Annotated in this window: 24 protein-coding genes and 1 pseudogene; 2 read left to right on the plus strand and 23 right to left on the minus strand. The window is 38.3% G+C overall.

The features are described from left to right. Positions 1-113: 113 nt before the first annotated feature. From gtfA to U473_RS11640, 7 genes and pseudogenes are all read right to left on the minus strand, one after another. Positions 114-1,583, minus strand: a complete 1,470-nt coding sequence (gene gtfA, locus U473_RS11610; protein WP_068726540.1) for a sucrose phosphorylase — start codon at positions 1,581-1,583, stop codon at positions 114-116. Positions 1,584-1,594: 11 nt separating this feature from the next. After that, positions 1,595-2,551 (minus strand): carbohydrate kinase family protein, encoded by a 957-nt coding sequence (locus U473_RS11615; protein WP_068726541.1) that lies wholly within the window; start codon positions 2,549-2,551, stop codon positions 1,595-1,597. Between the two features lie 31 nt (positions 2,552-2,582). Beyond that, a pseudogene (locus U473_RS11620) lies at positions 2,583-4,257 on the minus strand (glycoside hydrolase family 13 protein). Between the two features lie 33 nt (positions 4,258-4,290). Beyond that, positions 4,291-5,127 carry a carbohydrate ABC transporter permease gene (locus U473_RS11625; RefSeq protein ID WP_068726542.1) on the minus strand — a complete coding sequence of 279 codons (837 nt, stop codon included), beginning with the start codon at positions 5,125-5,127 and terminating at the stop codon, positions 4,291-4,293. Then, positions 5,127-6,011: a carbohydrate ABC transporter permease gene (locus U473_RS11630; RefSeq protein ID WP_068726543.1), complete on the minus strand. Its 885-nt coding sequence runs from the start codon at positions 6,009-6,011 to the stop codon at positions 5,127-5,129. The genes U473_RS11625 and U473_RS11630 overlap by 1 nt, the downstream gene beginning before the upstream one ends. Before the next feature lie 93 nt (positions 6,012-6,104). Then, positions 6,105-7,421 carry an ABC transporter substrate-binding protein gene (locus U473_RS11635; protein WP_082732524.1) on the minus strand — a complete coding sequence of 439 codons (1,317 nt, stop codon included), beginning with the start codon at positions 7,419-7,421 and terminating at the stop codon, positions 6,105-6,107. Between the two features lie 192 nt (positions 7,422-7,613). Then, complete coding sequence (locus tag U473_RS11640; protein ID WP_082732525.1) at positions 7,614-8,627, minus strand: LacI family DNA-binding transcriptional regulator; 1,014 nt, start codon at positions 8,625-8,627, stop codon at positions 7,614-7,616. Between the two features lie 462 nt (positions 8,628-9,089). Between U473_RS11640 and U473_RS11645 the strand changes: the two genes are divergently transcribed. Both U473_RS11645 and U473_RS11650 read left to right on the plus strand, forming a co-directional pair. After that, on the plus strand, positions 9,090-9,653 hold the full coding sequence (locus tag U473_RS11645) for a chromate transporter (RefSeq protein WP_068726544.1): 564 nt from the start codon (positions 9,090-9,092) through the stop codon (positions 9,651-9,653). After that, complete coding sequence (locus U473_RS11650) at positions 9,650-10,180, plus strand: chromate transporter (RefSeq protein ID WP_068726546.1); 531 nt, start codon at positions 9,650-9,652, stop codon at positions 10,178-10,180. The genes U473_RS11645 and U473_RS11650 overlap by 4 nt, the downstream gene beginning before the upstream one ends. A gap of 18 nt (positions 10,181-10,198) precedes the next feature. Here the strand turns inward: U473_RS11650 and U473_RS11655 are convergent, their stop codons facing one another. The 16 genes from U473_RS11655 to U473_RS11730 all read right to left on the minus strand — a co-directional run bounded on the left by U473_RS11655 (position 10,199) and on the right by U473_RS11730 (position 24,496). Continuing rightward, on the minus strand, positions 10,199-10,594 hold the full coding sequence (locus U473_RS11655) for a retropepsin-like aspartic protease (protein WP_068726548.1): 396 nt from the start codon (positions 10,592-10,594) through the stop codon (positions 10,199-10,201). Next, positions 10,591-10,833, minus strand: coding sequence for a hypothetical protein (locus U473_RS11660; RefSeq protein WP_068726550.1), 243 nt, complete (start codon positions 10,831-10,833; stop codon positions 10,591-10,593). The genes U473_RS11655 and U473_RS11660 overlap by 4 nt, the downstream gene beginning before the upstream one ends. A 57-nt stretch (positions 10,834-10,890) precedes the next feature. Beyond that, a complete protein-coding gene (fabZ, locus tag U473_RS11665; RefSeq protein WP_068726552.1) occupies positions 10,891-11,313 on the minus strand; it encodes a 3-hydroxyacyl-ACP dehydratase FabZ in 423 nt (140 codons plus the stop codon). Positions 11,314-11,454: 141 nt separating this feature from the next. Continuing rightward, complete coding sequence (locus U473_RS11670; RefSeq protein WP_068726554.1) at positions 11,455-11,958, minus strand: CDP-alcohol phosphatidyltransferase family protein; 504 nt, start codon at positions 11,956-11,958, stop codon at positions 11,455-11,457. 232 nt (positions 11,959-12,190) lie between these two features. Next, the gene (locus U473_RS15055) at positions 12,191-12,433 is read right to left on the minus strand and encodes a DNA-directed RNA polymerase subunit beta (RefSeq protein ID WP_068726556.1); all 243 of its coding nucleotides are present in this window, start codon (positions 12,431-12,433) and stop codon (positions 12,191-12,193) included. Positions 12,434-12,447: 14 nt separating this feature from the next. After that, the gene (locus U473_RS11680) at positions 12,448-13,290 is read right to left on the minus strand and encodes a flagellar hook-basal body protein (protein ID WP_068726558.1); all 843 of its coding nucleotides are present in this window, start codon (positions 13,288-13,290) and stop codon (positions 12,448-12,450) included. 29 nt (positions 13,291-13,319) lie between these two features. Continuing rightward, a complete protein-coding gene (locus U473_RS11685) occupies positions 13,320-14,123 on the minus strand; it encodes a flagellar hook-basal body protein (protein ID WP_068726561.1) in 804 nt (267 codons plus the stop codon). Between the two features lie 38 nt (positions 14,124-14,161). Continuing rightward, positions 14,162-15,163: a rod shape-determining protein gene (gene mreB / locus U473_RS11690; protein ID WP_068726563.1), complete on the minus strand. Its 1,002-nt coding sequence runs from the start codon at positions 15,161-15,163 to the stop codon at positions 14,162-14,164. Between the two features lie 207 nt (positions 15,164-15,370). Continuing rightward, positions 15,371-15,622 (minus strand): sporulation transcriptional regulator SpoIIID, encoded by a 252-nt coding sequence (gene spoIIID, locus U473_RS11695; protein WP_068726566.1) that lies wholly within the window; start codon positions 15,620-15,622, stop codon positions 15,371-15,373. 277 nt (positions 15,623-15,899) lie between these two features. Next, positions 15,900-17,240, minus strand: a complete 1,341-nt coding sequence (locus U473_RS11700; protein ID WP_068726568.1) for an ATP-binding protein — start codon at positions 17,238-17,240, stop codon at positions 15,900-15,902. Positions 17,241-17,537: 297 nt separating this feature from the next. Then, on the minus strand, positions 17,538-18,389 hold the full coding sequence (locus tag U473_RS11705; protein WP_068726571.1) for a M23 family metallopeptidase: 852 nt from the start codon (positions 18,387-18,389) through the stop codon (positions 17,538-17,540). A gap of 78 nt (positions 18,390-18,467) precedes the next feature. Next, the gene (gene spoIID, locus U473_RS11710) at positions 18,468-19,472 is read right to left on the minus strand and encodes a stage II sporulation protein D (protein WP_068726573.1); all 1,005 of its coding nucleotides are present in this window, start codon (positions 19,470-19,472) and stop codon (positions 18,468-18,470) included. A 105-nt stretch (positions 19,473-19,577) separates the two neighbouring features. Further along, positions 19,578-20,150, minus strand: coding sequence for a TetR/AcrR family transcriptional regulator (locus tag U473_RS11715; RefSeq protein ID WP_068726575.1), 573 nt, complete (start codon positions 20,148-20,150; stop codon positions 19,578-19,580). Beyond that, the gene (locus U473_RS11720) at positions 20,134-23,262 is read right to left on the minus strand and encodes an efflux RND transporter permease subunit (RefSeq protein ID WP_068726577.1); all 3,129 of its coding nucleotides are present in this window, start codon (positions 23,260-23,262) and stop codon (positions 20,134-20,136) included. Before U473_RS11720 ends, U473_RS11715 begins: the two co-directional genes overlap by 17 nt. Continuing rightward, entirely contained in the window at positions 23,259-24,098 is an 840-nt protein-coding gene (locus tag U473_RS11725; protein ID WP_082732527.1) for an efflux RND transporter periplasmic adaptor subunit, read from the minus strand. Before U473_RS11725 ends, U473_RS11720 begins: the two co-directional genes overlap by 4 nt. Beyond that, positions 24,047-24,496, minus strand: a complete 450-nt coding sequence (locus U473_RS11730; RefSeq protein ID WP_068726583.1) for an efflux RND transporter periplasmic adaptor subunit — start codon at positions 24,494-24,496, stop codon at positions 24,047-24,049. The genes U473_RS11725 and U473_RS11730 overlap by 52 nt, the downstream gene beginning before the upstream one ends. Positions 24,497-24,518 lie beyond the last annotated feature (22 nt).

Here is a 24,518-nt window from a genome sequence, read left to right on the forward strand (position 1 = left end):
TAAATTTTAAATAAATATTTATTCAATAGAACTTTCCCCTATAAAATTCTAAATTATCCATGTAAAAAGACCATTAGCTGATAACAGTTAATGGTCTTTTTGTCAAAAACTTATTATATGAAGTATGGAATCTCCCCATCCTTTTCATCTACATATTCAATCACAGACTTATTCGTTTTAAGATCTATTTGTAACGTGCAACGTTTCTCTTCTTTTTGCCAGGAAAGCCGAATCTCATCTTGCGCGGAATCTAATACCTTAAACTCGCCATTAAACGCATCATATTCATTTCTAAATCTGATGAGCTGTAGAAGTCTTTGAACAACTTTCTTGTTAAGAGAATGCTCAATTTCATCCAAACTGAAGTTGTGGCGATTGATTTCACGGCCTTCACCAGTTTTTTTAACACCTTCCATATCATTCTCTCCAGCAAGCAATCCAACATAATATACCTGGGGAATTCCCGGAGTGAAAAATTGGATCGCTCTGGCAGCTAAGTAGGCATCATCATCCCTATTTAGAACGGAATAATAAGAACATCTTATTTGGTGAACGTCAAAGCCATCCTTATCCTTGTGCTCATGGGATAAGATAAGGCTTAGATTCGATCCTCTTTCTAAGCAGACATTCACTAGTTTCCTTGCTTCCTTTGTATCGATCAGATCATCCAAATCTGGCTTAACTGGTATTCCATCATGACAATCAAGCATCGTAACTTGTTTATGAGGTCGATTTTTAAGATAATCTAATAGATCTTTACTCGATTTATTGACCAATGCATCAAGGATTCTATATGGCAAGATAAAGTCATAAATCCAGAAACCATGTTCTGCTAGTTTATATTGAATAGAGTAGTGGGCATGAACTTCGGGAAGTAATTCAATCTCCATCGAATCGGCAATTTCTCTCATCCAATCCAGAAAATCATAAATATCTGGCTCAACAAAAAAGCAACTTGTACCTAGCTTTTTAATCACATAACCAACGGCATCAAGTCTAACCATTTTTACATTCTGTTGTTTGAAATTTTGAAAAAAAGAGGTAAGCAACTGTTTTACTTTCTGTGATTTTATATCTAAATCAATTTGCTCAGAAGGATCAGTTTTCCCAAAAGTTGTCCAAACCCGCTCCTGTTCACCAGTCTCTTTTATTGAAAAAGTCGAATAGGGAAGCGGTCGCCGTAGGAACATTTTGTCAATATCTTCTTGTACAGGTTCTCCATCATCCCATATCTTATCTAGGGTGATGAACATATCTGCATACTCTGATTGGCGTCCTTTTTTTAGGAAATCTTGGAAATAAAGAGACTGCCTAGAAATATGATTGACCATCAAATCTAGCATAACATCAAAATTTTCACCAATAGCCTTTATATCTGCCCAAGTCCCAAACCTCGGGTCGATTTCTAAATAGTTAATGGGAGCAAATCCTCTATCCCCTGAAGAAGGGTAGGGTGGCAAGATATGAACTCCACCTTTAAAAATATCGACAAAATACTTTAAAAGAACGTGATGAAGGTTCTTTAAATTCCCACCAAGAGAATCTGGATACGTAATCAACTGTACTTGGTTTTTTACGTTCATAACGAAACCTCCTATAATCCATACATTTCTTTAATGATTTCAAGCTTAGGCAAATCAACAACTGCCCCTATAAATTTTAACTTGTAGGCACTAACTGCAAATCCTAATTTTGCTGCTTCACGAATCGTGTATCCTTTCACTAACGCCGTATAAAATCCCGACCAGAATGCATCACCAGCACCCGTTGTATCGACAACATCGGTTGCGAAGGTGTTATATTGAACCGTTTCTTTTCCATTTGAAACAATGGCCCCGTCCTTCCCTAAGGTCATAATCACTAGTTTTGCTCCAAGATTTAAAAACTTTTCGATCTGATTCTCATGAGTGTCTTTCCCGAATAATCGCTCCGCATCGTCCTCAGAGGGTTTTACGATATCCACCTTTCCTATTATCGATTTCACATACTCAGCTCCATTCTCTCCCTTTTGCCATATCATTGGATGATAGTTTGGGTCAAAACCAAGCAATATTTGATTCTTGGTCACCTCTTCGATCATTTTTTCAATCGTTTTTCGTGCAGGTAATCTAGATAATGGCCAACAAGAAAAGTGAATGATCTTAGAATCAAGCAAAGATTCCTTCAACTTTGGAGTATATTCCAACTGATAATCTGCCCCTCTATAAAAAATAGGGATAGGGGTTGATTGACTTTTTGTGACAACGACCATGCTTGTGGAGTCATCTACACACTCAATACAACTCGTATCAATACCCTCTTTATTTAACTGATTGATTAAAAAAGATCCTAATCTGTCTTTGCCGACTGCAGAAGCAACCATAGAACGAATGCCTAATTTTTTTACGTTCATTGCAATATTCGAAGGTGATCCACCAAAAAACCTGTGATACGTATCACATTCATCGTTTTCACCGTAATTTTCAGAAATCATATCAACTAGAAGTTCTCCGACTGTTAATATATCGTTTTTCTTGTCTTGAAATTCTATTTTTCTGTTCAATTCATACATGTGGAACCTCCAGAAATAGATAATTATTGATTTAATTTAATAGATATATGCGAGTTTCATATGGTTTTAGCGTAAGTTCTTTCTTTAATTGCAATTCAGCTCCCTTATAATTATTGAGAATAAGTTCTGAACTCGAATAGGAAACACTATCCGGCATGGTGAACTTTATTGTCTTTTCGCCAAAATGATTGATGACGATTGCTTTTTGGTTACCTAACTGGCGAAGATAGATAAATAGAGTTGGATGATCTGCCAACAACAATTTATAACTACCATAAATAAATAAATAAAGGGTTCTCTTTTCTTAAGCGAATCATTTTTTGATAGAAATGTAAAATTGAATCAGGATCCTCTATTTGTTGTGCCACATTAATCTTCTTATAATTAGGATTGATTTTTAGCCAAGTTTGATTGGCTGTTGTAAATCCCGCCATATGCTCAGCATTCCATTGCATCGGCGTGCGAGAATTATCTCGTCCCTGCTGCCAAATGACTTTCATGATCTCATCATGAGAATGACCTTTTACTGATTGTACTTTGTAATAATTGATCATTCCGACATCATTATAATCTTCAATGGAGGGGAATTGGACATTGGTCATTCCAATTTCTTGCCCTTGGTAGATAAAGGGGGTCCCTTTCATAAAGAAGTATAAGGCCCCTAACATTTTGGCGCTCTCTTTCCAATACTTCTTATCATTTCCCCAACTTGATACCCTTCGTGGTTGATCGTGATTTTCGATAAATAATGCATTCCAACCTCTGCCCTCTAAACCTGTCTGCCATTTTGATAGGTTTTTCTTTATTGCCTGTACATCAATCGATCCATCTTTATCCCTTTTCCAAAGATTTAAGAATTCAAATTGAAAAATCATATTAAAATACCCGTTTTCTTCACCAACCCATTTATCTGCATCCTCAAGCCCAACACCATTTGCTTCTCCAACTGTCATGATGTCATGGTTTTTTATCGTTTTTTGGGAAAATTCCGTAAGAAACTGGTCAATTCCGTCGACATTCATCATTTTCGGGAAGCATGGAACGTAATCTAGCTTCTGTGGGTTTGGCATATCGGGAAATCCTGGTTCTTTTTTGATGTGGGAGATTGCGTCAATTCGGAAACCGTCAATTCCTTTTTCTAACCACCAATTCACCATTTCATATAAAGCATTTCTTACTTCAGGATTTTCCCAATTTAGGTCAGGTTGACGTTCTGAAAAAATATGCATATAATACTGGTCTGTTTTTTCATCGTATTTCCATGCTGAACCACTAAAAATGGATTCCCAGTTATTTGGTTCCTTGCCGTCTTTGCCATCTCTCCAGATATACCAATCACGTTTTGGATGATCCTTTGAAGACCGCGACTCAATAAACCATTGATGTTCATCACTCGTGTGATTGATGACAAGATCTAAAATCAGTTTCATGCCGCGTTGATGGACTTCTTCTAACAGCTTGTCAAAATCCTCCATCGTTCCAAACTCGTCCATAATATCTTGATAATCCGAAATATCATATCCATTATCATCGTTAGGGGATTTATAGATCGGGCAAAGCCAAATCACGTCTATCCCGAGTTGTTGCAAGTAATCTAATTTAGATAGAACCCCATTTAAATCACCAATCCCATCTCCATTGCTATCCATAAAGCTACGAGGATAGATTTGATAGACAACGGCTTCTTTCCACCATGCTTTTGTCATCTCATGATCTCCTTCTCCATTTTATTATTTAGTTTATTTAATAGATCCTTGTGTCACTCCACTAATTATGTGTTTCTGCCCTATCATATAGATGATTAAGATTGGTAGAATCGTTAAAAGTATCGCTGGAATCAATAATTCCCAGTTATTCATATATGTTCCGTTGAACACCTTCATTTTCACTGGCATCGTATACACGCTTTCGTTGCTTAACACTAAGGAAGGAAGCAAGTAATCATTCCAAATCCACATGATATTAAGAATCGAAACCGTGACGGTGATAGGTTTAAGGATTGGAAATACAATTAGGAAAAAGGTCTGTGTCGTATTGCATCCATCAATTATTGCCGCTTCTTCAATCTCAACCGGAATGGATTTAATAAATCCATGATAGATAAAGATAGAAAGGGCACTTCCAAACCCAATATAAAACATTATTAATAAAAGGATAGGCATCACGTCAATTAGATGGAGTTTGGCTCCATATATATAAATAAGTGGTATCATCAATGATTGAAATGGTATTACCATGGAAGCGACTAATCCCATGAAAAATATTTTGTTATATTTTGTTGGTTTCCTGACCAAATGATAAGCGGCCATAGAGGAAAAGATCACAATAAAAAGTGTACTTATACTCGTGATAAGGAAAGTATTTTTAAATGTAACCAAAAAATTCATCTTATCTAAAACATCGATAAAGTGTGTCCAGTTCCAATCTTTTGGTAAAGAAAAAGGATTAACTAAAATTTCGCCATTCGATTTGAAGGAGTTTATAATCAGTAGAATAAAAGGGAATATAAAGCTAACCAACGCAATAATGGCAATTAAATAGGCGAACATGGATACCGCCACTTTTTTTCCCTTCATTATGCCTCAACCTCCATTTTCTTGCTAAAATATACCTGTATGCCTGTGACAATTGCGACAATTAAAAATAACACCATTGCCTCGGCCTGTCCTGTGCCATAGTTTGCTTGAACAAACGCCTTATTTACAACATACATAGAAACCATTTCGGTACTGTTATATGGACCTCCTTGCGTTAATGAGAAGTTCAAGTCATATACCATGAATGCATTTTTCAAAGCCAAGAAAGTGGTTACAACAAATGATGGTATCATTAGTGGAAGCGTTACATGAAACATTTTACGGAAAAAACCAGCTCCATCAATTTTTGCAGCTTCCATTAGATCATTTGGTATACTAACTAATCCAGCGATAAAAATAATCATCATATATCCTGACGATTGCCAGATCGTTACCAAGACAAGTGCCCAAAAGGCAAGATGAGGATCACCCAACCAGCCTAATTTTAACCATTGAATATCCAATTTTTCGCCAATGGCAGGCAATGATTGCACAAATATAAATTGCCAAATGTAACCGAGCACTAAGCCACCAATGAGGTTTGGCATAAAATAAGCTGTTCTTAAAGAGTTTTGTATCCTTAAGCCCGATGTAACCAGATAGGCCAGTCCAAACCCAACTATATTTACAAAAAAGACCGTTGCCAACATGAACTTTAGCGTCAATCCAAGCGATGCCCAGAATTTCGAATCTTCCATTGCACTAAGATAGTTATAGAAACCTGAAAATACCATAGGGTCTGATGGTGTATCCATTTTATTCAGAGTAAGAAAAATTCCATATATAAAAGGGATCATTACGGTCATTGCAAAAAAGAATGTCGTAGGTCCAAGGAATAAAATCGAATTACCCCAATTTGAAAACTTCCCTTTTCGCTTTTTCATTTCATCACATCCTATCCTTCTAGTTAAAACAAGTGGGCGAGATCTATATACTCGCCCACGCCGTGGTATTTTAATGTTCATTCCATCCATCATTTATTCCTTATAACTTTTGTAATAGCTTTCAAAAGCTTTAGCTAAATCCGCTCTTGATTGTTGACCAGCAATATACTTTTGAACCTCTGGTCCAATAATTGTCGTCCAATCTCCCGTATTGACATAATTGGTAGTAAACGGCATTGTTTTATTATTTGCAATTGCGTTGCTGATTGCTACCCCTAAAGGATTGGTAACCTTTAATGGGTTATTTGTAAAAGCAGAGATAATTTGAGCTTTATTTACGATAAAATCTTGACCTGCTTCATCATAGACAAGCCAATTGAGAAACTTCTTAGCTGCCTCTTGTTGTTCTTGTGTTGCTTTTTTATTGATCACAAAAATCTGGGTTGGTCCAGCTGCAATTTTATTGTTAAGTGGATTATTTGGGTTATTATCAACAGGTATCGGCATAAATCCAAAGTTATCACCAGCTAGCGCTTGTAAAGAATCAAATGCCCAGTTACCATTAAACAAGATGGCAGCTTCACCTTTCCCAACTGCCACATGTGCCGCATCATAATATTTGCCAATTGGGAGTTCTCCGAACTTGTTATATTCTTTGGATGTTAGAAGATCTAATGTATTGTAATAATTATTCCATACTTTGTTTTTGGTTAGATCCAGTTTTCCCGCTTTTAAGTCATCTAAAAGACCAGTGGGGTCACTTGACTGATTCAAGAAAAGGGAACTGTAGTGATTAGCAACAGACCAGGCTTCTGTTTGATAAGCTATAGGATATTCAACTCCGGAAGCCTTGATCTTTTCAAGAAGATCCTTTAATTTATCCTGTGTGTTTATTGAGAAAGGATCAAACTTCCCGCCAATCGCTTTTTCAATTACTTTTTCATTGTATACCAAACCCATTCCCTCAACTGCAAATGGGAAACCAATCACTTGACCTTCCGAATTTTTTAGTGCGTCATTCGTGTCCTTTACCCATTTCTCATTTGAGAGATCAATGCCAACATCCTTGTATTTGTGTAAGGTATCATAAGGAGAAAACATGGCTAAGGTCACTGTTTTCCCAGATGAAGTCAATTTGTCAAAAACATTCAATGGATCTCCTACTGCAACAGATTGAACTTCAACGTTAATATCTGGGTTTGTTTTCATGAATTCTTGAGCTGCTTGTTTAAACTGTGCATCAATTTCACCTTTACCATTTGTAACAATGATATTGACTTTAGAGGATGAATCGGAAGCCCCTTCTTTTTGATTCCCCCCACACGCTGTAAATGTAAGGATTAAGGCGATTGCCATCGCAACTAAAGCTGACTTTCTAAACAAGCCTACTTTTTTCTTAACACGATTCATTTGCTCATCTCCCTTTTATTAGGTGCTTGAAACCTAATCCTTTTAACTCTATAACATTTAGGAAAAGGTTTTCCTAGCTTTTGATACTAATTATATAGTAACGTTTTATATGATTCAATAGTTTTTTTGAAAACGGTTTCCCAACACTTAAAAAAAAAGACGCTTCCCGCTTCTATGGTCTGCATCATGATTTTATCTTTTTCTTATAAGTTTAACGCTATCGCGAATGATAAGCCTATAATTGACATAATGCTCTAATTTGTCTAACTCCTCTTCATTGATTACTTTAATTAACGTCTCCATCGATAGGGAACCCATTTTAAAGGAATCTACACGAACAGTTGTCAATTGTGGGCGAATCAGGGTCGCTATCTCAATATCATCAAAACCCACAATAGATAAGTCATCTGGAACAAAATACCCTCTATCCTCTGCACAGTTCTTATCCCCAATAGCGATTGTATCAGAAGCACATAAGATAGCTGTTGGAATGGTTGAACGTCTAAGTAACGTTTCCATTGCCTTATAACCACCTTTTGTTGAGAAATCACTCTCAACCAGGTAATCTGGATTTATCGGTAGTTGATAGCGTTTCATCTCATCCAAAAATGCTTTATAACGTGAATAACCGGCTGATTTGTCTTTTAATGGCCCATGAATCATCCCAATCTCTTCATGTCCACTGCGTATTAAATAGCGCACGACCTCGGTAATTGACGTATAATTATCGACATCCACCCACGGTATATAGCTATCTGTTGTTTTTTGGCCGACGACGACTAATGGAATATTATAATGATGAATGAGATGAACATGTCGCTCTGTAATGTCTACTGAGGACAAAATAATCCCATCCACCTGTTTTTCCTTAAATATATCAATGGCTTTTAATTCTTGCTCTGTATCTAAACGGGAATTACTTAAAATAATATTGTAGCCATTTTGATTAGCAACCTCTTCAATCCCATTGATAAGATCAGCAGAAATAGAATTAATCTGTGGTATAATCACCCCAATTAAGTTGGTTGATTTATTGATTAATCCTCTAGCTAATGCATTCGGGCGAAAATTTGTCTCTTCGATCACTTTTTCTACTTTTTCCCTTATTTCATCATTGACAGGTTTACTATTATTAATGACTCGCGAAACAGATGAAATGGAGACCCCCGCCATCCTTGCAATATCTTTTATGGTCAATTTTTTCAATTCATACTCCCCTCACCTTCCGGGAAAACCTTTTCCTATTAAAAGTATATTTTAAAATCTCTTTTGTCAAGAAAAAAACTTGCTATCCCATTAGCTTTTTGATTGATAGCATTTTGCTTTTCAACTTCACAAAAAGGTGTATATTTTTGCCAAGCAGTCTTCTACGACTTCTTTAGGAGCTTGACCATTTATATGTAAATGACGAGCTCGCCTATTTATATTTTTTACCTAGCCTGTTAAAATAACCCTATTCCTCCACTTTATCTTCGGTTTCCACAAGACTCCCTCTTCAACACCGTAAGAGGGAGTTGTGTCAATCCTCGAAATAAGTCTCGCTTTCATATGTATATATACAGTTTTAACGGCCAATGTCGTCTATTAAAATGATTTGTCGCCCTCTATACAATAAGATATACTAAAAAAGGAATGAGAAGATTAGAGATTAGAAAGAAGAGGAGAAATATGCTACATTTAGATATATTTATCGCATTTTTTCGTTCGGGAATGTTAGGATTTGGCGGGGGACCTTCTTCAATCCCTCTCGTCCATAAAGAAGTGGTGGAGAGATTTAAATGGATGGATGATGATGAATTTGCTGACGTCTTGGCGTTAGGAAATACCTTACCAGGGCCAATTGCCACCAAAATGGCCGGCTATATCGGTTATCGAATGGCGGGGATTCCTGGGATGTTTAATGCACTATTGGCCTCTATTTTACCAACGATTCTTCTCATGATTGTATTTCTTACATCACTAAATACTTTTAAAGATCAAGCGTGGGTAAAAGGAATGACAAGAGGGGTTGTCCCCGTTGTTGCCATGATGATGATTACCTTAACATGGGACTTTGTAAAAAAGTCAAAGCAACATCTTGGGTGGTTTGCTTCTATCCTTATGATTATCGCAAGTTATCTTTTACTTGAAATACTTAACGTTCATCCCGCAATCCTTATCGTTATTTTATTATTGGCAGCTGTACTGAAACGGGATCCTAAATCTGTGAAAGAGGGAGGATCGGCTAAATGATATATTTGCAAATTTTCTTAGCTTTATTTATCCCCGGAATTCTTGGCTATGGTGGTGGTCCATCCTCGATTCCATTGATTGAAAATGAGGTCGTTGGTCGATATGGCTGGTTTACCGTAAGTGAATTTAGTGAAATCTTAGCCTTAGGCAATGCTTTACCAGGGCCTATCGCCACCAAAATGGCTGGTTACATTGGCTATTCACAAGGTGGCATTTTAGGTACGATCATAGCTGAATTAGCTGTCGTTGCCCCTTCATTAGTTCTAATGATTCTTTTGCTGAAATTGCTTTTCAAGTATAAAGACTCACCAAGAGTGAAGCGGATGAGCCAGTATGTTCGCCCAACAATTGCTGTGTTATTAGGAGTGATTGCCTATAAATTCATTGATACCTCTATAGGTCATGTAGGTGCTATCCAAACCATGGTCCTCATTGGTATCAGTTATTTATTGATGGAGCGTTGGAAGATTCATCCTTCTTTTGTGATTTTAGGCGCATTGGTGTATGGCTCGATCTTCTTAGCATAGAAATAAAAAAGCAGTGAATCATTCATTAGTTGATTCACTGCTTTTTTCTAGTTTTAAGTTTAACAAATCAATCTTAAAGCCTGCTTCCATTAATACATCTAATCCAAGCAATCCATTTATATCTTTATAGCCAAAATCATTAAAATCTATGTCCAAGTTCTTAATAGAAAAATCACCAATTGTGATTTCATCTACCTTCTTCCTAAATGCATGTTCTTTTCCGCCAATACCATAATAAGTAACGATTCGATCATTTACCTCTACTTGTACCCCAATATCATCAACCGCATTTTGTGAAATTAAGGTTTTAGATGCTCCAGTATCAACGACTAAATTTTTAATTGTTTTTGATTTTCCATTAGTCGTTATTCTAATATCCACTAACAACAAACCATATTGATACTTTATTTTCATAAAAATCTCCTTAGTCCAATATCTTCTCTGATTTCAAGAACGATATTTTCATGAGCAGTATGATATACAAATTCATCGCCTTTGGACTTTAAAAGTTCACCTGTAGCATTTTTATCATCAATCACTTCGATTAGAGCCACTTCTTCTATCACTTCCTGCCCATCTGCAACTCTTGATGATAAAGCTTTTAATTTTACAAATTGGTTAGGATACATTTTACGAATGGAAGACCATTTCATTCCATTTTCCCCCTCTATACTAAGTATAGTATTTAAAATGATCGAAAAGATTTATATTCACTTAATCGCAAACATGATTTCGCCTTCGGCCACTAGCTTGTCTCCTACATGGGCTGTTGCTTTTCCTTTTCCCATTGGTCCTTTTACTTTGATGACTTCTACGGTTAAAGTTAATGTATCTCCTGGGACCACTTGATCACGAAAACGGAAGTTGTCAATTCCAGTAAAAAAAGCTAACTTTCCCTTATTTTCTTCCTTCACAAGCATGGCCACTGCGCCAACTTGGGCTAAAGCTTCTACAATCAAAACCCCTGGCATCACTGGATACTCCGGAAAATGGCCTTGAAAAAATGGTTCGTTTATCGTTACATTCTTAATCCCAACTGCCTTTTTGCCTTCCTCTAATTCAATCACCTTGTCCACTAAAAGAAATGGATAGCGGTGTGGTATAATTTTATGTATTTCTTTGATATCTAACATCGCTTAGTTCCCTCCAACCAAAATTTCACAGCATAATTTTCGGCCTTGCCGCTTAGAATAAATAGTGTCCCCTCTTCCGGCTCTGGTTGGATGAGGGTTCACATAAAGGAGCATGGCGCACTTGCTGCGTTGTGCTCTCTTTTAGTCATTGATTTTTTTAAACTGAAACATGTAAACAATTGAAGTTAAGAATGAAAATGCAACTACAAAGGTAAAGAATTCTACATTATAGGGTAAATCAAAAGTGATGAGCAATACAGCAAGGTAATACATAAAAGTAGTCATCTTGCCTAGGGCATTGGCTGGCACCGTTTTCTTCCCTCTAAAATGAAAAAAAGCGGAACCGATAATCATACTTGCATCTCTAAAAAAGAAGATGGCTGCTACTAACCAAGGGATTTCACCAGCAACTAACAAAGAAATAATGACTGTAATCATCATCAGCTTATCTGCCAATGGGTCTAACATGCTACCCAATTCTGTGACTAAATGATGCTTTCTTGCCAAATACCCATCTATCACATCCGTAATCCCTGCTAGTAATAGAATTCCATAGGCGTGAATTTCGTATCCATTAAAAAATACAAGAAGGAAAACAGGAATTAAGAGAAATCGACTTACAGTAAGAATGTTTGGCACATTCACGAATTTTCCCCCTCTTCATCTGAGGTTGTAAGATTCCTTAGAATTGTCCTTTACAAGAGGCTCTCAAAAGTCGCACCTTTTGCAAAGAACAATTCTTATCAAACTTAGTAATTGTAAGATTCCATTAAGCGTGTTGCAATCAAAGAAAGGCATGGATGACGGAGCTCGTTACAAATTACAATTCGCGTCAAAAAAGCCACCTTCATAGTAACGAAGATGACTGAAAGGAAGTCTAGCCAAAAATAAGTTGGTACATATGAACCCATGTAGTCGGGTTTAATATTTCAAGAGGATTGCCTTTACCAAGCACCCCGTACCCAATGATTGAACCTACAAAAAATGAAATGATTGCAAATGCCATCAATAAGAAAGCTAAACGATTAAGGCTTTGTTTTGAACCCACTGTTTTTTTCTTTTTCTTCTCAGTGGTATGTCTTTCTGATCTTGATCTTACTTTTGCTTGTTGTGATTCCATTCTGTCTCATCCTTTTATCCTCTAAGGTTATTTACCATTCCTGCCATTTGATCAGCGATGGAAATCCCCCTTGATTGAAATTGATAAGCTCTTTGGGCTTCTGTTAATTGAACCATTTCTTTGGCTAACTCTACATTAGAGGCTTCTAAACTCCCTTGAATCACAGCGTAGAGGTTGGCATATCTAGGCTCTGCTAAATCAAAGTTCTGGTCTCTTACCTCGATTCCCTGATCAATCAGTTCAGCAGGAATCCGATATTGGTTTGCCCCATCTTGTGCTAATGCTTGAAGGGATATGATTCTTGTAAGTTTTAACGTTGCTATTTCTTCTTTCGTTCCATCTGCATATTCAGCAATCACATTTCCTTGTTTATCTACCTGAAAGGTTGCTTGCTCAGGAATTTCGATTGGAAAATCATAAGTATCTAAAACATAATCGCCTTGATCTGTAACTAAATAGCCTTCTGCATCGATTTGAAAATGGCCATCTCTGGTATATCTAAGTTCTTTAGGGTCTAGTGAATTCCCATCTGCAGGGATCACTGTAAAGAAAATGTCTTTACCCATCAACATCAGGTCTGTTGAAACCCCTGTTTCAATAGGTTGCCCTTGATTAAAATTGCCTAAGGTTAACGAAACTCTTGAACCGGTTGCTTGGTCCAATCCCATTGGGGTCATTCTTCCTTGTAATCGAAAGGAATCTGGTTGTTCGATTCTTGATGACAAGATGTCCTGAAAAAATATTTCCCTTCCTTTATATCCAGTTGTCTCAATATTGGCTATATTATTGGATATGGTATCTATTTTTTGTTGGGTGGCTTGCATTCCTACCAAACCATTGATCATGGAAACATTCATCTCATAACCTCTTCCTTTCCATTATACATCTATACCCTACCAATTTCATTCGCAGCTTTTTCCAAGGTGCGATCTAAAGATTGAATCACTTTTTGATTGGCTTCATATAATCTTAAAGCTGTCAGCATATCGACCATGGTTTGACTCGGGTCTACGTTTGCTCGCTCTATTTTCCCTTGTTGTATCTGATAATTGCCATTGGGATCGACCATAGGGGGATTGTTATTATCATTTAAACGATACATATTATTCCCTTGTTTCAATAGCTGTTTTGGGTCATTGATGACAGATAAACCAATTCTGATTTGTTCTCCGTCAGAGAAGGTCATCAATCCCTTTTCATCCACTTTAAAGGTACGGCCATTTACTTGGATAGGAAATCCAAGATCATCTAAAATCAGGTAGCCTTCAGGAGTGACTAATTGCCCGGCAGCATCTTCTGTAAAAACGCCACTTCTAGTATAAAATCGATTTCCTTTTCCATCAACTGCAGTAAAAAAAAGAGATGGTTTCAGGCCTGTTGTTGGATCGATCGGTAAATCTTGATCAATAATAGCAAGATGATAGGGGTCATTTGTTTCGATTAAATCCCCTTGCGTAAAAATAGGTACACTTTCCTCAATAAAGACACCTTGATGAATCGAACCGATTTGTTTATTTGCAGCAAATGGTTCTTGAATCGCTTGAAGAAAAACCTCAGGAAAAGAACGCATCATCGCTTGATCCTGTTTATATCCAGGTGTATTGATATTGGCTAAATTATTCGTTAAGATATCTTGACGTTTTTGTTGAGTTAACATTCCTGCTGCTGCAGTATACAATCCGCGGATCATTTTCCTTCACCTTCATTTATGGAATTAGATCGATACACTTATCTCTTTTTTCTTTTTTTGACCTTATCTAAGTTGTCCAACATGATTCCTGTTCCCCGTACAACACAAGACATCGGATCATCTGCAATAAGAACAGGCACTTTTAATTGTTCTGTTAATAATGCATCAATTCCGTGCAGATAAGCTCCGCCACCCGTTAAAATAACCCCTTTATCAATAATATCTGCAGAAAGTTCAGGTGGGGTCTTTTCTAAAACAGATTTTGCAGCGGCAATGATCGCTGAAATCGGTTCTTGTAATGCTTTTCTAATCTCATCAGAATGGATCGTCACAGAAATCGGTAATCCAGTGACTAAATCTCTCCCGCGAATATCCATTTCTTCATTTCGACTTCCGGCAAATACTGTACCAATTTGTTTTTTTAAGTCTTCAGCTGTCCGTTCACCTATGAGTAAGTTATACTTTCTTTTTATGTACGCCATAATGGCATGATCAAACTTGTCCCCTGCAATCTTAATAGAAGAGGCGGTGACGACATCTCCCATCGATAAAACAGCTACATCTGTCGTTCCTCCGCCAATATCTACAACCATATTCCCACTAGGTTGAAAAATATCCAATCCAGCGCCTATGGCAGCAGCCTTGGGTTCATATTCTAGAAAGACTTCTCCTCCACCGCTTTTTTCTGCAGCTTCCCGTATCGCTTTTTCTTCTACTGATGTAATGTTTGTTGGTGCACAGATTAAGATTCGAGGTTTTTTAAAAAAACTTTTCACTCCAGCTTTGCTGATAAAATGTTTAAGCATTGCTTCTGTAATATCAAAATCTGCAATAACCCCATCTTTTAACGGCCTTGTTGCAATGATATTCCCTGGGGTCCTTCCAACCATTTGCCTTGCTTCTTCTCCTACTTTTAATACTTTTTTCGTTCTAGTATCGATCGCAACGACGGATGGCTCATCGATGACTACTCCGCGACCCTTTACATGAATCAATACATTGGCTGTACCAAGGTCTATTCCGATATCCTTACTCAACATGATCCATATTTCCTCCCTGCCGCATACTCTACTTTAAAAAACTTAAATTCGTGCATAATTTTCCCTTAAAAAATATTTCGATACAGATTCGGAAATCCCTTTTTATTTTTATAAAATTTTATCCTTTTTTGTCGATTTTCTTAGAATTTTTTTCCGCCACTTTTCGTTTTAGATTTGTATCGTGCGTTGGAATATACAAACTTACTTTTATTCTGCTTTTTTATATTTAATTTTTGTTGCCTCCCCTCCTCTAATGTGCCGAATAGATTTGTGATATTCTAGGATATCTTTCACTTCATTAGCTAAGTCTGGGTTTATTTCGGGTAACCGTTCTGTTAGATCTTTGTGCACCGTACTTTTTGATACACCGAATTCTTTAGCAATAGTACGAACCGTATTTCTAGTCTCTACTATGTATCGACCAATTTTCAAGGTTCGCTCTTTGATGTAATCGTGCACTACCCTCGCCTCCCCGCATTCAAATCGTCTGTACATTATATGAGGAGGTTTGGCATATATTCTTTTGTTACAAGCCTTGACAAGCTATTTTACATAAATTTTTTTAGAAGGTTTGTATTTTCTAACGTGCTCCGTTACTCGCGGCTTTCCTTGAGCTCCGTCATCCATGCCTTTCTTTGAATAAGGAATAATGAAAGAAAGGCATTCCTGAAAGTACACAAACCTGCACCTCTTTTTTAAGGCAGGGCAGGTTTGCTATGAACTAGAATTAATTCTCCTACTGCTTCAATGCCATCCCAATCAGTTTATCTGCATAATCGGCCATGAACATCGGGATATTCAACAGATCATCGTCCAACCGCAAATTGTTCAATGAAAAGCGGACACGCAGCTTGACCTTGTCGCCGTATTTTTCTTTAAACTTCTTCAGGCTTCTGCTTTCCACATTGGTTTCCAATTTAACCTCAACGGGCAAAATGTCGTTTTCCCTCTGGATCAGAAAATCCACTTCATACCGGGGATTGTCTATCGTCCAATACCGGGGCATGGCTTCAAACTGGTTTCTCAGCGCCTGGAGCACATAATTCTCACTAAGAGCCCCCTTAAACTCAACGAACAGGCGGTTGCCTTCGCTAAAAGCGGAAGGCGCCAAAAGCGACAAACGGCGTAATAGTCCTACATCCACCAGATAAAGCTTGAAGGCAGACAAGTCATCATAGGCAGAAATGGGCAGCCCCGGCGCGCTGCTGCGGTATATCTTATAAGTCAGGTTGGCATCGCATAGCCACTGCAAAGCATCCTCATATTCTCTAGCCCGGGCTCCTTCCTTGACAACCTTATAAATAAATTTTTTGTTCTCCCTGGCAAGCTGGGACGGAATGGATTTCCAAATTAATGATATCTTAGGAAAGTCTTTGGGATCAGGATGCTTGGCAAAATCCCTCTCGTATGCCCCCAGGATATTGGAAAGTACCTGCTGCATCAGCTCGACGTCCCGATCTTCCGTCCAGGACCTGACAGACTCAGGCATCCCGCCGGTCACAAAATACATTTTGAGCTTTTCATAAAGTGGATTGAAGAATGCATCCGGAACAGCCTCAATCCTGTCCAAGCTGTCCATATAGGCAGCAAGATTGCCGTCGCCGTTGGCCATTAAAAATTCGGTAAAGGTCATAGGCCCTATTTCCAAAAAGTCCACCTTGCCGACAGGAAAAGAGGCCGGCTTTGACAAAGCAATGCCCAAAAGTGAACCGGCGCAGGCCACATGATAGTGCGGCGTGTTTTCGCAGAAGTATTTGAGCGTATTCAAAGCATTGGGACATTCCTGAATCTCATCGAAAACAATGAGCGTATCCTCAGGCTTATCCGGCTTGATGGTTTGGCCGCTTGCCATCATCAGGTTTTGCAGGATGCGTTCGACATCCTTTGTGTTTTCAAAAAACTGCTTGTATTCCGGGTGTTCGTCAAAGTTGAAATACGCAATATTTTTATAATAACGCCTGGCAAACTCCTTGAGCGCCCATGTCTTGCCCACTTGGCGCACGCCTTTCAAAATCAGTGGCTTGCGGTGCCTGGAGTTTTTCCACTTCAGCAAATCCTGCATGATCAGCCTTTCCACAGTATCACCTCCAAAATATCACATTTTTATACATATTTTGCGTCACTTAATCACACTTTTATAATTTATTATAACCACATGCTCAGTTTTAAGTCAATAGATCACATAATTTTATGATGTTTTGTTTGTTCAATCACATTTTTATGTATAATAGTGAGCCTAGTTTAAAACCACTATCCTTAGATGATACAAGTCACACTACACAGCTAAAGCTGCTAGTCGTGCTATGTCGCTTCTTTTGTAATATACAAACCAATAAAAAGCTACTAGGCAATCATCCTAGTAGCTTTCATTTCTTTACTCACTTTGTTCTTTTGTTTTATTTTGTTCTTCGTTTTGTTTTACATCAGGTTGTTTTGAATCTTGTGATTGAACATCCTTCGCTTCATTTGGCTTCGACTCTGGACCCTTTTCATTTTCAGTTTGGGTTGGTCGATTTTCCCCTTGAGAAAGTTGTTCTAATACTTGATTTACATCTTGTCCAAAAAAGGCATTGGGATTTAAAGGAATATCGTCTTTACGTACTTCAAAATGTAGATGTATACCATGATCTTTTTCAAAGACATTGCGATCTGCTGTACCTAAAGGAGTTCCTTGAGAGATTTTATCTCCTTTTTTCACAGTGACATCTTTTAAGCTAGAATAAGTTGTAATCAGCCCATTCTCATGTTTGAGTTCGACGACATACCCCATTACTGGATCCTTATCTGCCCGAACTACTTCCCCACTTAATGCTGCAACAGCAGTAAAGGCTTTTTTATCCTTTGCAACGATATCAATTCCATTATGTGGCCAATATTCACCTTGAAATGTAATCAGAGATTCAGCCATTGCATCTTCAGTAGATGTATCATCGAAAAATTCCATTTTAACTTGAACATTGATTGGATCCTCTGCAGGCCAAACCATTTGCTCTACTGTTTGTGTTGCAACTGCAACGGCCTCTTCCCCCATCTCATCTTGTGCTGACCCATTAACTACTTCTGGGGTAATTTCTTGAAGACCTAATTCTTCTTGAGTTAATGGATACTCATTTGGATCTTGATACCACCACATTAATGTAAGAATAAGTGCTGCGGCAATCATATAAATGGCGGGGAAGGTCCACTTTTTACCTAAAAATTTTTTCCACTTTGAGTTTTTACTCATTTTTTGCATCACCTCAGCAACCATTTTGTCCATTATTTACCTGTTTATACCTGAGGGATACAAAATTTTATACTTGCTCTATTGTTTTTTGATCCAGATTTTATCGTCTTTCACTTCGACTCCTGTGTAGTAGTATTTGACAATCTCCTCTGCTTTTTTCCCTTCTTTGGCCATTCCATTTGCTCCGTACTGGCTCATACCTACACCGTGTCCATATCCTGTTGTATTGAACACTACCTGATCGCCAATAATTTCAAAGGTGAAGCTGGAGGAGTCAAGCCCTAAGAGTTCTCTCACTTCTCTACCTGTTAATAATTTATCTCCAATCTTCAACTTCTTTACTCTTTTACTTGGCGTCCATTCTAAAACCTTGATCCATTCTTGCCCTGTTGAAGTAAATACGGCTGGGTCTACCTTCAACTTGGCTTGAATTGTTGAAAAGGGGATGGAGATTGTTCCCTGAAATCTTGGCGATTCTGTATCCCAAGGACTTGGAACACTTCTTAGGTAAGGGATCTTTTTTACATAGTAGTCTTCTGAATTGACAGTATAACCGTTACTAGTTGAAAAGAAAAGTGCTGTAATCGGTTGACCTTCATAGGTGATGACTTGTCCCATCGTTTCATTGACTGCACGGTTCAGCTTGGCGATCTTTTCAGCATAATGAAGCCCAAACTTTTTTCTTAATTCTGATTCAGAACGAAAGACTTGATGTTGGATTGTATCCGTCACCATCGCCCTACCAGGTACATCAGAAAAATCATTGGTTAAGATTCTCTTAACGATATAGGTTCTTGCTGCCATGGCTTGTGCTTTTAAGGCCTCTAATTCAAAATCAACTGGCATCTCAGCAGCAACGACTCCTCGTACATATTCTTCGATTGGATAGGTTTCTACCGTTTTGCTAGCTGTCCGATAGACGGTGATCGGAATCGAATGATCAGGATCGATTTTTAAATCTACTTTTTCTGGTATCGTCATTTCTGTAGAATGGGAGTTTCCAAAAAATGCTACAAATAGTGTAGGAATTAGGATCATGGATACTCCTAGGATAAATAAGAAGATGAAAATCATTGGTCTCATAAAAATAGCTCCTCCATTCTTGTTTGTCAGTTTGACCCTGTCCATACAAGATATGAAGGAGCGATAGAAATAGAACTATTTTCTATTAGAAAATCACTAGAAATACTAGATTTGCATCATCCCGTTTGCCAATGTCTTAATCATCTCTTCAACTGATGCTTCATCTAAACAACCTGTTTCAAATTGAATGGAAACCATGCTCCCTAGAATCATTCTAGCCGCAACTTCTGTACTCATTGGTTTCAATTCTCCTGAAGTGATTCCTTGTTGGATTAAATCTTTCAACATTTCGATAAAGGCTTGGCGCTGGGACATTAAAAACTGATGAAACTCTTCAGTGACAATGCCAAAGTTATGAAAAATCAATTGAGAGATATTTTGATTTTCTCTTAAGATTTCGGCATGCCTTCTAATCATTTTTTTGATTTTCTCCCATGGAGGGGTTGGACCCTTAATATTTTCTGTTAATTCCTTCATGTAGTATTTGATTCCTTCTTCAATAACCCCTCTTAGTAGATCTTCCTTGCTTGAGAAATATTCATAAACAGTCCCTTTGCCTACTTTGGCTAATTCAGCGACATCACTCACTTTGGCAGCATGATAACCTTTTTCCGTAAAGATGATAAAAGCACTTCTTAAGATTGCTTCCCGTTTGGTTAATTCAACTTGTTCTGACATGCTTTTTACTCCTTCCCCCAAACCATTTCCGTTTTACCCAGTTTTCAAAATCATCAATATATAGGTACATCACAGGTACAAGTAGTAACGTAACTAATGTGGAGAAGGATAAACCAAAGACCATTACTGTTGCTAAAGGAGCCTGGGTCTCTGCTCCTTCGCCAATCCCCAACATTAATGGAATCAAACCTAAAATGGTTGTTAAGGTTGTCATTAAAATGGGGCGGAGTCGGTTTGGACCAGCCTTAAGAATTGCTTCTTTTCTTTCCATTCCCCTCTTTCTGAGAATGTTAATATAGTCAACAAGAACGATTGCGTTGTTAACCACGATACCCGCTAACATGATTACCCCGATAAAGGCTGGAATACTTAGTGGCCATCCTGTAATAACAAGTCCGACTACAATCCCTATAAAGGTTGCAGGCATGGAAAACATAATGATAAATGGATAGGTAATTGCTTCAAACTGGACTGCCATCACCATGTAGACTAAGAAGATCGCCAAAATCAAGGCGTATTGTAAATCACCAAAGGCGTCTGCCATATCCTTCACTTGACCACCCATTTCATACATATAACCATCTGGTAGATGAAGTTGGTCTAATTTGGCTTGAATATCTTTAGTTACACTACCTAGGTCTCGGCCTACCAAGTCGCTTGTAATCGTGACTTTTCGCTTCTGATCTTCACGCTCAATCTGAGTCGGACCTTTGACTTGAACGATGCTTGCTACTTCTTTTAAAGGAATCTGTGTACCAAATGGGGTTTGCAGCAACATTTCTCCTACCTGGTTCATGTCTTTTTTATATTCCTCCGGCAATGTAACCCTTACATCGATTTCTCGTCCTTCATTTCGATAACGAGTAGCAACTTGCCCATTAAATCCGGTCTTGACTGAGGACATGATTTGCGCAAAATTTAAACCATATAAGGAAGCCTTATCTCGATCAACAAGAATTTGCATTTCGGGACGACCTTCGTCAACAGAGCTCTCCACGTTCCTTGTTCCTTCTACTTGCATCACTTCAGCTTTCACTTGTTCAGCAAGTTGCTCTAAAACGGTTAAATCATCCCCAGATATCATAATGGAGATTGGAGACCCACTACCAAACCCACCACTTTGGATTTGTGAGACTTTCACTTCGGCTCCAGGAATCTTTTTCGTTACCTGACGAATCTCTTCCATCACTTCATCTGTGCTTCGGTCCCGTTCCGCTAGAGGAACCAATTTGACATAAAGATTACCAATATTTGAATTACCAATCCCCATGGCGAAGGCGCCACCATTTCCTGCGCTGGTAAATACGGTCTTCACTTCAGGTATTCCTGATAATTTTGATTCAATATTTGCCACCGTTTGATCTGTTTCTTGCAATAAGGTCCCTTGAGGTAAGGTCACATCAATGTTAATTTCTCCTTGATCCATCGTTGGAATAAACTCTGTTCCTACCAATGGGACGAGTGCAAAAGTGGCCACAACGAGGGCTAAGGTCCCAAAAACAACCGTCTTTCGGTGCCCAAGTGACCATTTTAGTGCAGACCGATATTTGTCATAGACTTTATTCATCAAACGTTCAAAAGCAAATAAGACTTTGTATAGCACTCCTTTAAAACCTTGAGCTATATTTGGTTCTTTTTCTCCCTTTTTTAACAAACGAGCAGAGAGCATCGGTACAATTGTTAATGAGGCGATTAAAGAAGCCAATAAGGAAAAGCTAACGGTTAAGGCTAATGGTCTAAAGAGTTCTGCTGCTAAGCCTTTTACAAAGACAATCGGAATAAATACAGCAACCGTTGTTAATGCAGATGCGATTACTGCTGGAGCGACTTCTTTTGATCCCTCTTGGGCAGCTTCCATCATTTCATAGCCTTGCTCGCGATAACGAAAGATATTTTCTAAGATAACAATCGCACTATCTACCATCATCCCAATACCGAGTGCTAAGCCACCAAGGGTTAACAGGTTTAAACTTTCACCTGTGAAATAGATGAGGTTGAAAGTAGAGATCACTGCGATTGGCATCGCTATGCCTATCACTAAGGTTGAACGTAGATTCTTTAAGAAAAGATATAAAATGATGATGGCTAATAGTCCACCTACAATTAGATTTCGTAAAACATTATACACTGATTGACGGATAAAGACAGATAAGTCATAAACGGTATCAAGATGAACCCCTTGAGGAAGAACCTTCTCTATTCCTTCCATTGATTGATATAGCTCATCACTTACTTTAATCGTATTGCCATCTGATTTTTTGGAAATGTCAAAGGTTAAACTTGGTTTCCCAGAGACCTTGGTAATCTCTGTGATTTTCTTATCAACCTCTGTGATTTTGGCAATATCCTGTAGTTTGACTGTTCCTCCTTTTGGTAAAGGAATCAGCACATTTTTGATCTGATCGATATTTTCAAATTCTCCGTTAATCCGAAGCTGTAGTTCTTGATCCCCTTTTTGTAAGGTTCCCGCTGTAGCTGATAGATTTTCTGACCCGAGAATCTGAGTGATTTGGTTGATAGATATACCATAGCCATTTAAATAGACAGGTGAAACTTCAACCTTAACTTCTTTCTGTTTACTACCAAGAAGGGAAACATTGGCCACACCTGGGGTACGTTCTAATCTTGGCTTGATTACATCTTCTGCAATTTGCGTTAAACGGTTTTGATCTAAATCTCCGGATACAGATAGCCTCATAATTGGAATCGCTGTTGGGTCTAATTTTAATACAAGCGGTTTTCCTGCCTCTTCTGGTAAGAAGCTTGTCACAAGGTCTAACTTATCCCTCATGCTATTTATCTTTTCATCCATGTTCGAACCCCAGTCAAACTGGAGGATAATTAGGGATTGGCCTGGTGCTGAAGTAGATTGTAGTTTCTTAATCCCTTCAATCGTACCTAAGCTTCCTTCAAGGGGTTTGGTTACTAACTTTTCCACCTCTTGAGGAGCAGCTCCTTCATATTCAGTCATAACAACTGAAATAGGGAGATTCAGTTTTGGATAAAGGTCAATCGCTAGGTTACGAAGAGAAATCGTCCCCATCAAGATAATGGCTAGGACGATCATGATGACGCCGATTGGACGTTTGACAGAAACATCAACTAGTTTCACGATGACTTCCCTTCTTCCTTCACAATCTCAATCGGGGTCCCCTCTGTTAACGCATATTGGCCTTTGATTATAACCGTATCTTTTTCGGATAAACCTTCAGCAATTGTCGTTTCTTCTGTAGCCATTTCACTTACTTTTACTGGTCTTTTTACAGCTTTTCCATTCTGAATGATATAAACATAGGTTTGGCCCCCATTTCCTAAAATGGCTTGGGTAGGAACGACGATTTGCTGTTTTGCATCTTTAATCAATGTTACTTCTGCAAGCATTCCTGGTTTGATCTGTTGTTGTTCATTCTTGATGACAACTTCTATGGCAAATGTTAGGGTTTGGGCATTCGCTGACGGGGCAATAAAGGTTACTTCTCCAGGAAAAGTCTGATTGAGAGAAGAGACGTTTACTTTGACCTGTTGTCCTAGCTTAAAGCTTTGAAGTGATGTTTCAGAAACGTTTAACTGTACAGTGACTTGATTGGCATTGACGATCTGCGCTACTGGAGATTGAGGCCCTGCCATCTCTCCCTTTTCAGTATTGATGGCAACCACCTGTCCTGCGATTGGCGCCGTAATTTTTGAATCAGCGATCGCATGTTGAGCCTGTTCTACCCCTACTTTTGCTTGCTGTACGGCAGATTCTGAAGATGCAATCCCGACATTGGAATTGGCTTTTTCAGCTGCATCCTGAGCCACTTTTAGGTTTGTTTCAGCTTGAAGATAGGTAGCCTCCGCTTGTTCTAATTGGCTTTTAGAAACTGCTTGGGTTTCATAAAGTGTCTTTATCCGTTCTAGATTTTTTTTGCTTGTTGAAAAGCGTCTTCTGCTTGTTTTAACCTTGATTCTGCTTGAACAAGGTTAGATCCTTTTCCTTCTTTTGCTTGAGTAAGTCCATTTAGTGCTTGTTGGTAGGCCGCTTCTGCTTGGTGCAAGCGATCCTGTAAATCACGGTCATCTAATTTAATAAGAACCTGCCCTTCTTTTACTGTATCTCCTTGCTTGACGTAAACTTCTTGAACTTTTCCTGATACCTTTGGTAAAACAAGAACATCTTGGTTCGCTTTGATGGTACCTACATATCGTTCGGTATGTTCAACCGTTTTTCGCTCTACTTGTTGTACCATGACAGGTACAGGTTGGTTTTCTTTGGATTGTTCCTCTTGTTGCGATGAACATCCGATACTAACTAGCATGATAGCAAGTATGACAAACCATACTCCTATGCGACGGCTTTGCCTCATGACATGTTCCTCCTTATCCTCA

It is taken from the genome of Tepidibacillus decaturensis, assembly GCF_001561915.1.
GTDB classification, from domain to species: domain Bacteria; phylum Bacillota; class Bacilli; order Tepidibacillales; family Tepidibacillaceae; genus Tepidibacillus_B; species Tepidibacillus_B infernus.

Excerpts from the sequence above, each read along its gene's own strand:
- gtfA (WP_068726540.1), bottom strand. The coding sequence starts at position 1,583 with ATGAACGTAAAAAACCAAGTACAGTTGATTACGTATCCAGATTCTCTT.
- U473_RS11615 (WP_068726541.1), bottom strand. The coding sequence starts at position 2,551 with ATGTATGAATTGAACAGAAAAATAGAATTTCAAGACAAGAAAAACGAT.
- U473_RS11625 (WP_068726542.1), bottom strand. The coding sequence starts at position 5,127 with ATGAAGGGAAAAAAAGTGGCGGTATCCATGTTCGCCTATTTAATTGCC.
- U473_RS11630 (WP_068726543.1), bottom strand. The coding sequence starts at position 6,011 with ATGAAAAAGCGAAAAGGGAAGTTTTCAAATTGGGGTAATTCGATTTTA.
- U473_RS11635 (WP_082732524.1), bottom strand. The coding sequence starts at position 7,421 with ATGAATCGTGTTAAGAAAAAAGTAGGCTTGTTTAGAAAGTCAGCTTTA.
- U473_RS11645 (WP_068726544.1), top strand. The coding sequence starts at position 9,090 with ATGCTACATTTAGATATATTTATCGCATTTTTTCGTTCGGGAATGTTA.
- U473_RS11650 (WP_068726546.1), top strand. The coding sequence starts at position 9,650 with ATGATATATTTGCAAATTTTCTTAGCTTTATTTATCCCCGGAATTCTT.
- U473_RS11655 (WP_068726548.1), bottom strand. The coding sequence starts at position 10,594 with ATGAAAATAAAGTATCAATATGGTTTGTTGTTAGTGGATATTAGAATA.
- U473_RS11660 (WP_068726550.1), bottom strand. The coding sequence starts at position 10,833 with ATGAAATGGTCTTCCATTCGTAAAATGTATCCTAACCAATTTGTAAAA.
- fabZ (WP_068726552.1), bottom strand. The coding sequence starts at position 11,313 with ATGTTAGATATCAAAGAAATACATAAAATTATACCACACCGCTATCCA.
- U473_RS15055 (WP_068726556.1), bottom strand. The coding sequence starts at position 12,433 with ATGGAATCACAACAAGCAAAAGTAAGATCAAGATCAGAAAGACATACC.
- U473_RS11680 (WP_068726558.1), bottom strand. The coding sequence starts at position 13,290 with ATGAATGTTTCCATGATCAATGGTTTGGTAGGAATGCAAGCCACCCAA.
- U473_RS11685 (WP_068726561.1), bottom strand. The coding sequence starts at position 14,123 with ATGATCCGCGGATTGTATACTGCAGCAGCAGGAATGTTAACTCAACAA.
- mreB (WP_068726563.1), bottom strand. The coding sequence starts at position 15,163 with ATGTTGAGTAAGGATATCGGAATAGACCTTGGTACAGCCAATGTATTG.
- U473_RS11705 (WP_068726571.1), bottom strand. The coding sequence starts at position 18,389 with ATGAGTAAAAACTCAAAGTGGAAAAAATTTTTAGGTAAAAAGTGGACC.
- spoIID (WP_068726573.1), bottom strand. The coding sequence starts at position 19,472 with ATGAGACCAATGATTTTCATCTTCTTATTTATCCTAGGAGTATCCATG.
- U473_RS11715 (WP_068726575.1), bottom strand. The coding sequence starts at position 20,150 with ATGTCAGAACAAGTTGAATTAACCAAACGGGAAGCAATCTTAAGAAGT.
- U473_RS11730 (WP_068726583.1), bottom strand. The coding sequence starts at position 24,496 with ATGAGGCAAAGCCGTCGCATAGGAGTATGGTTTGTCATACTTGCTATC.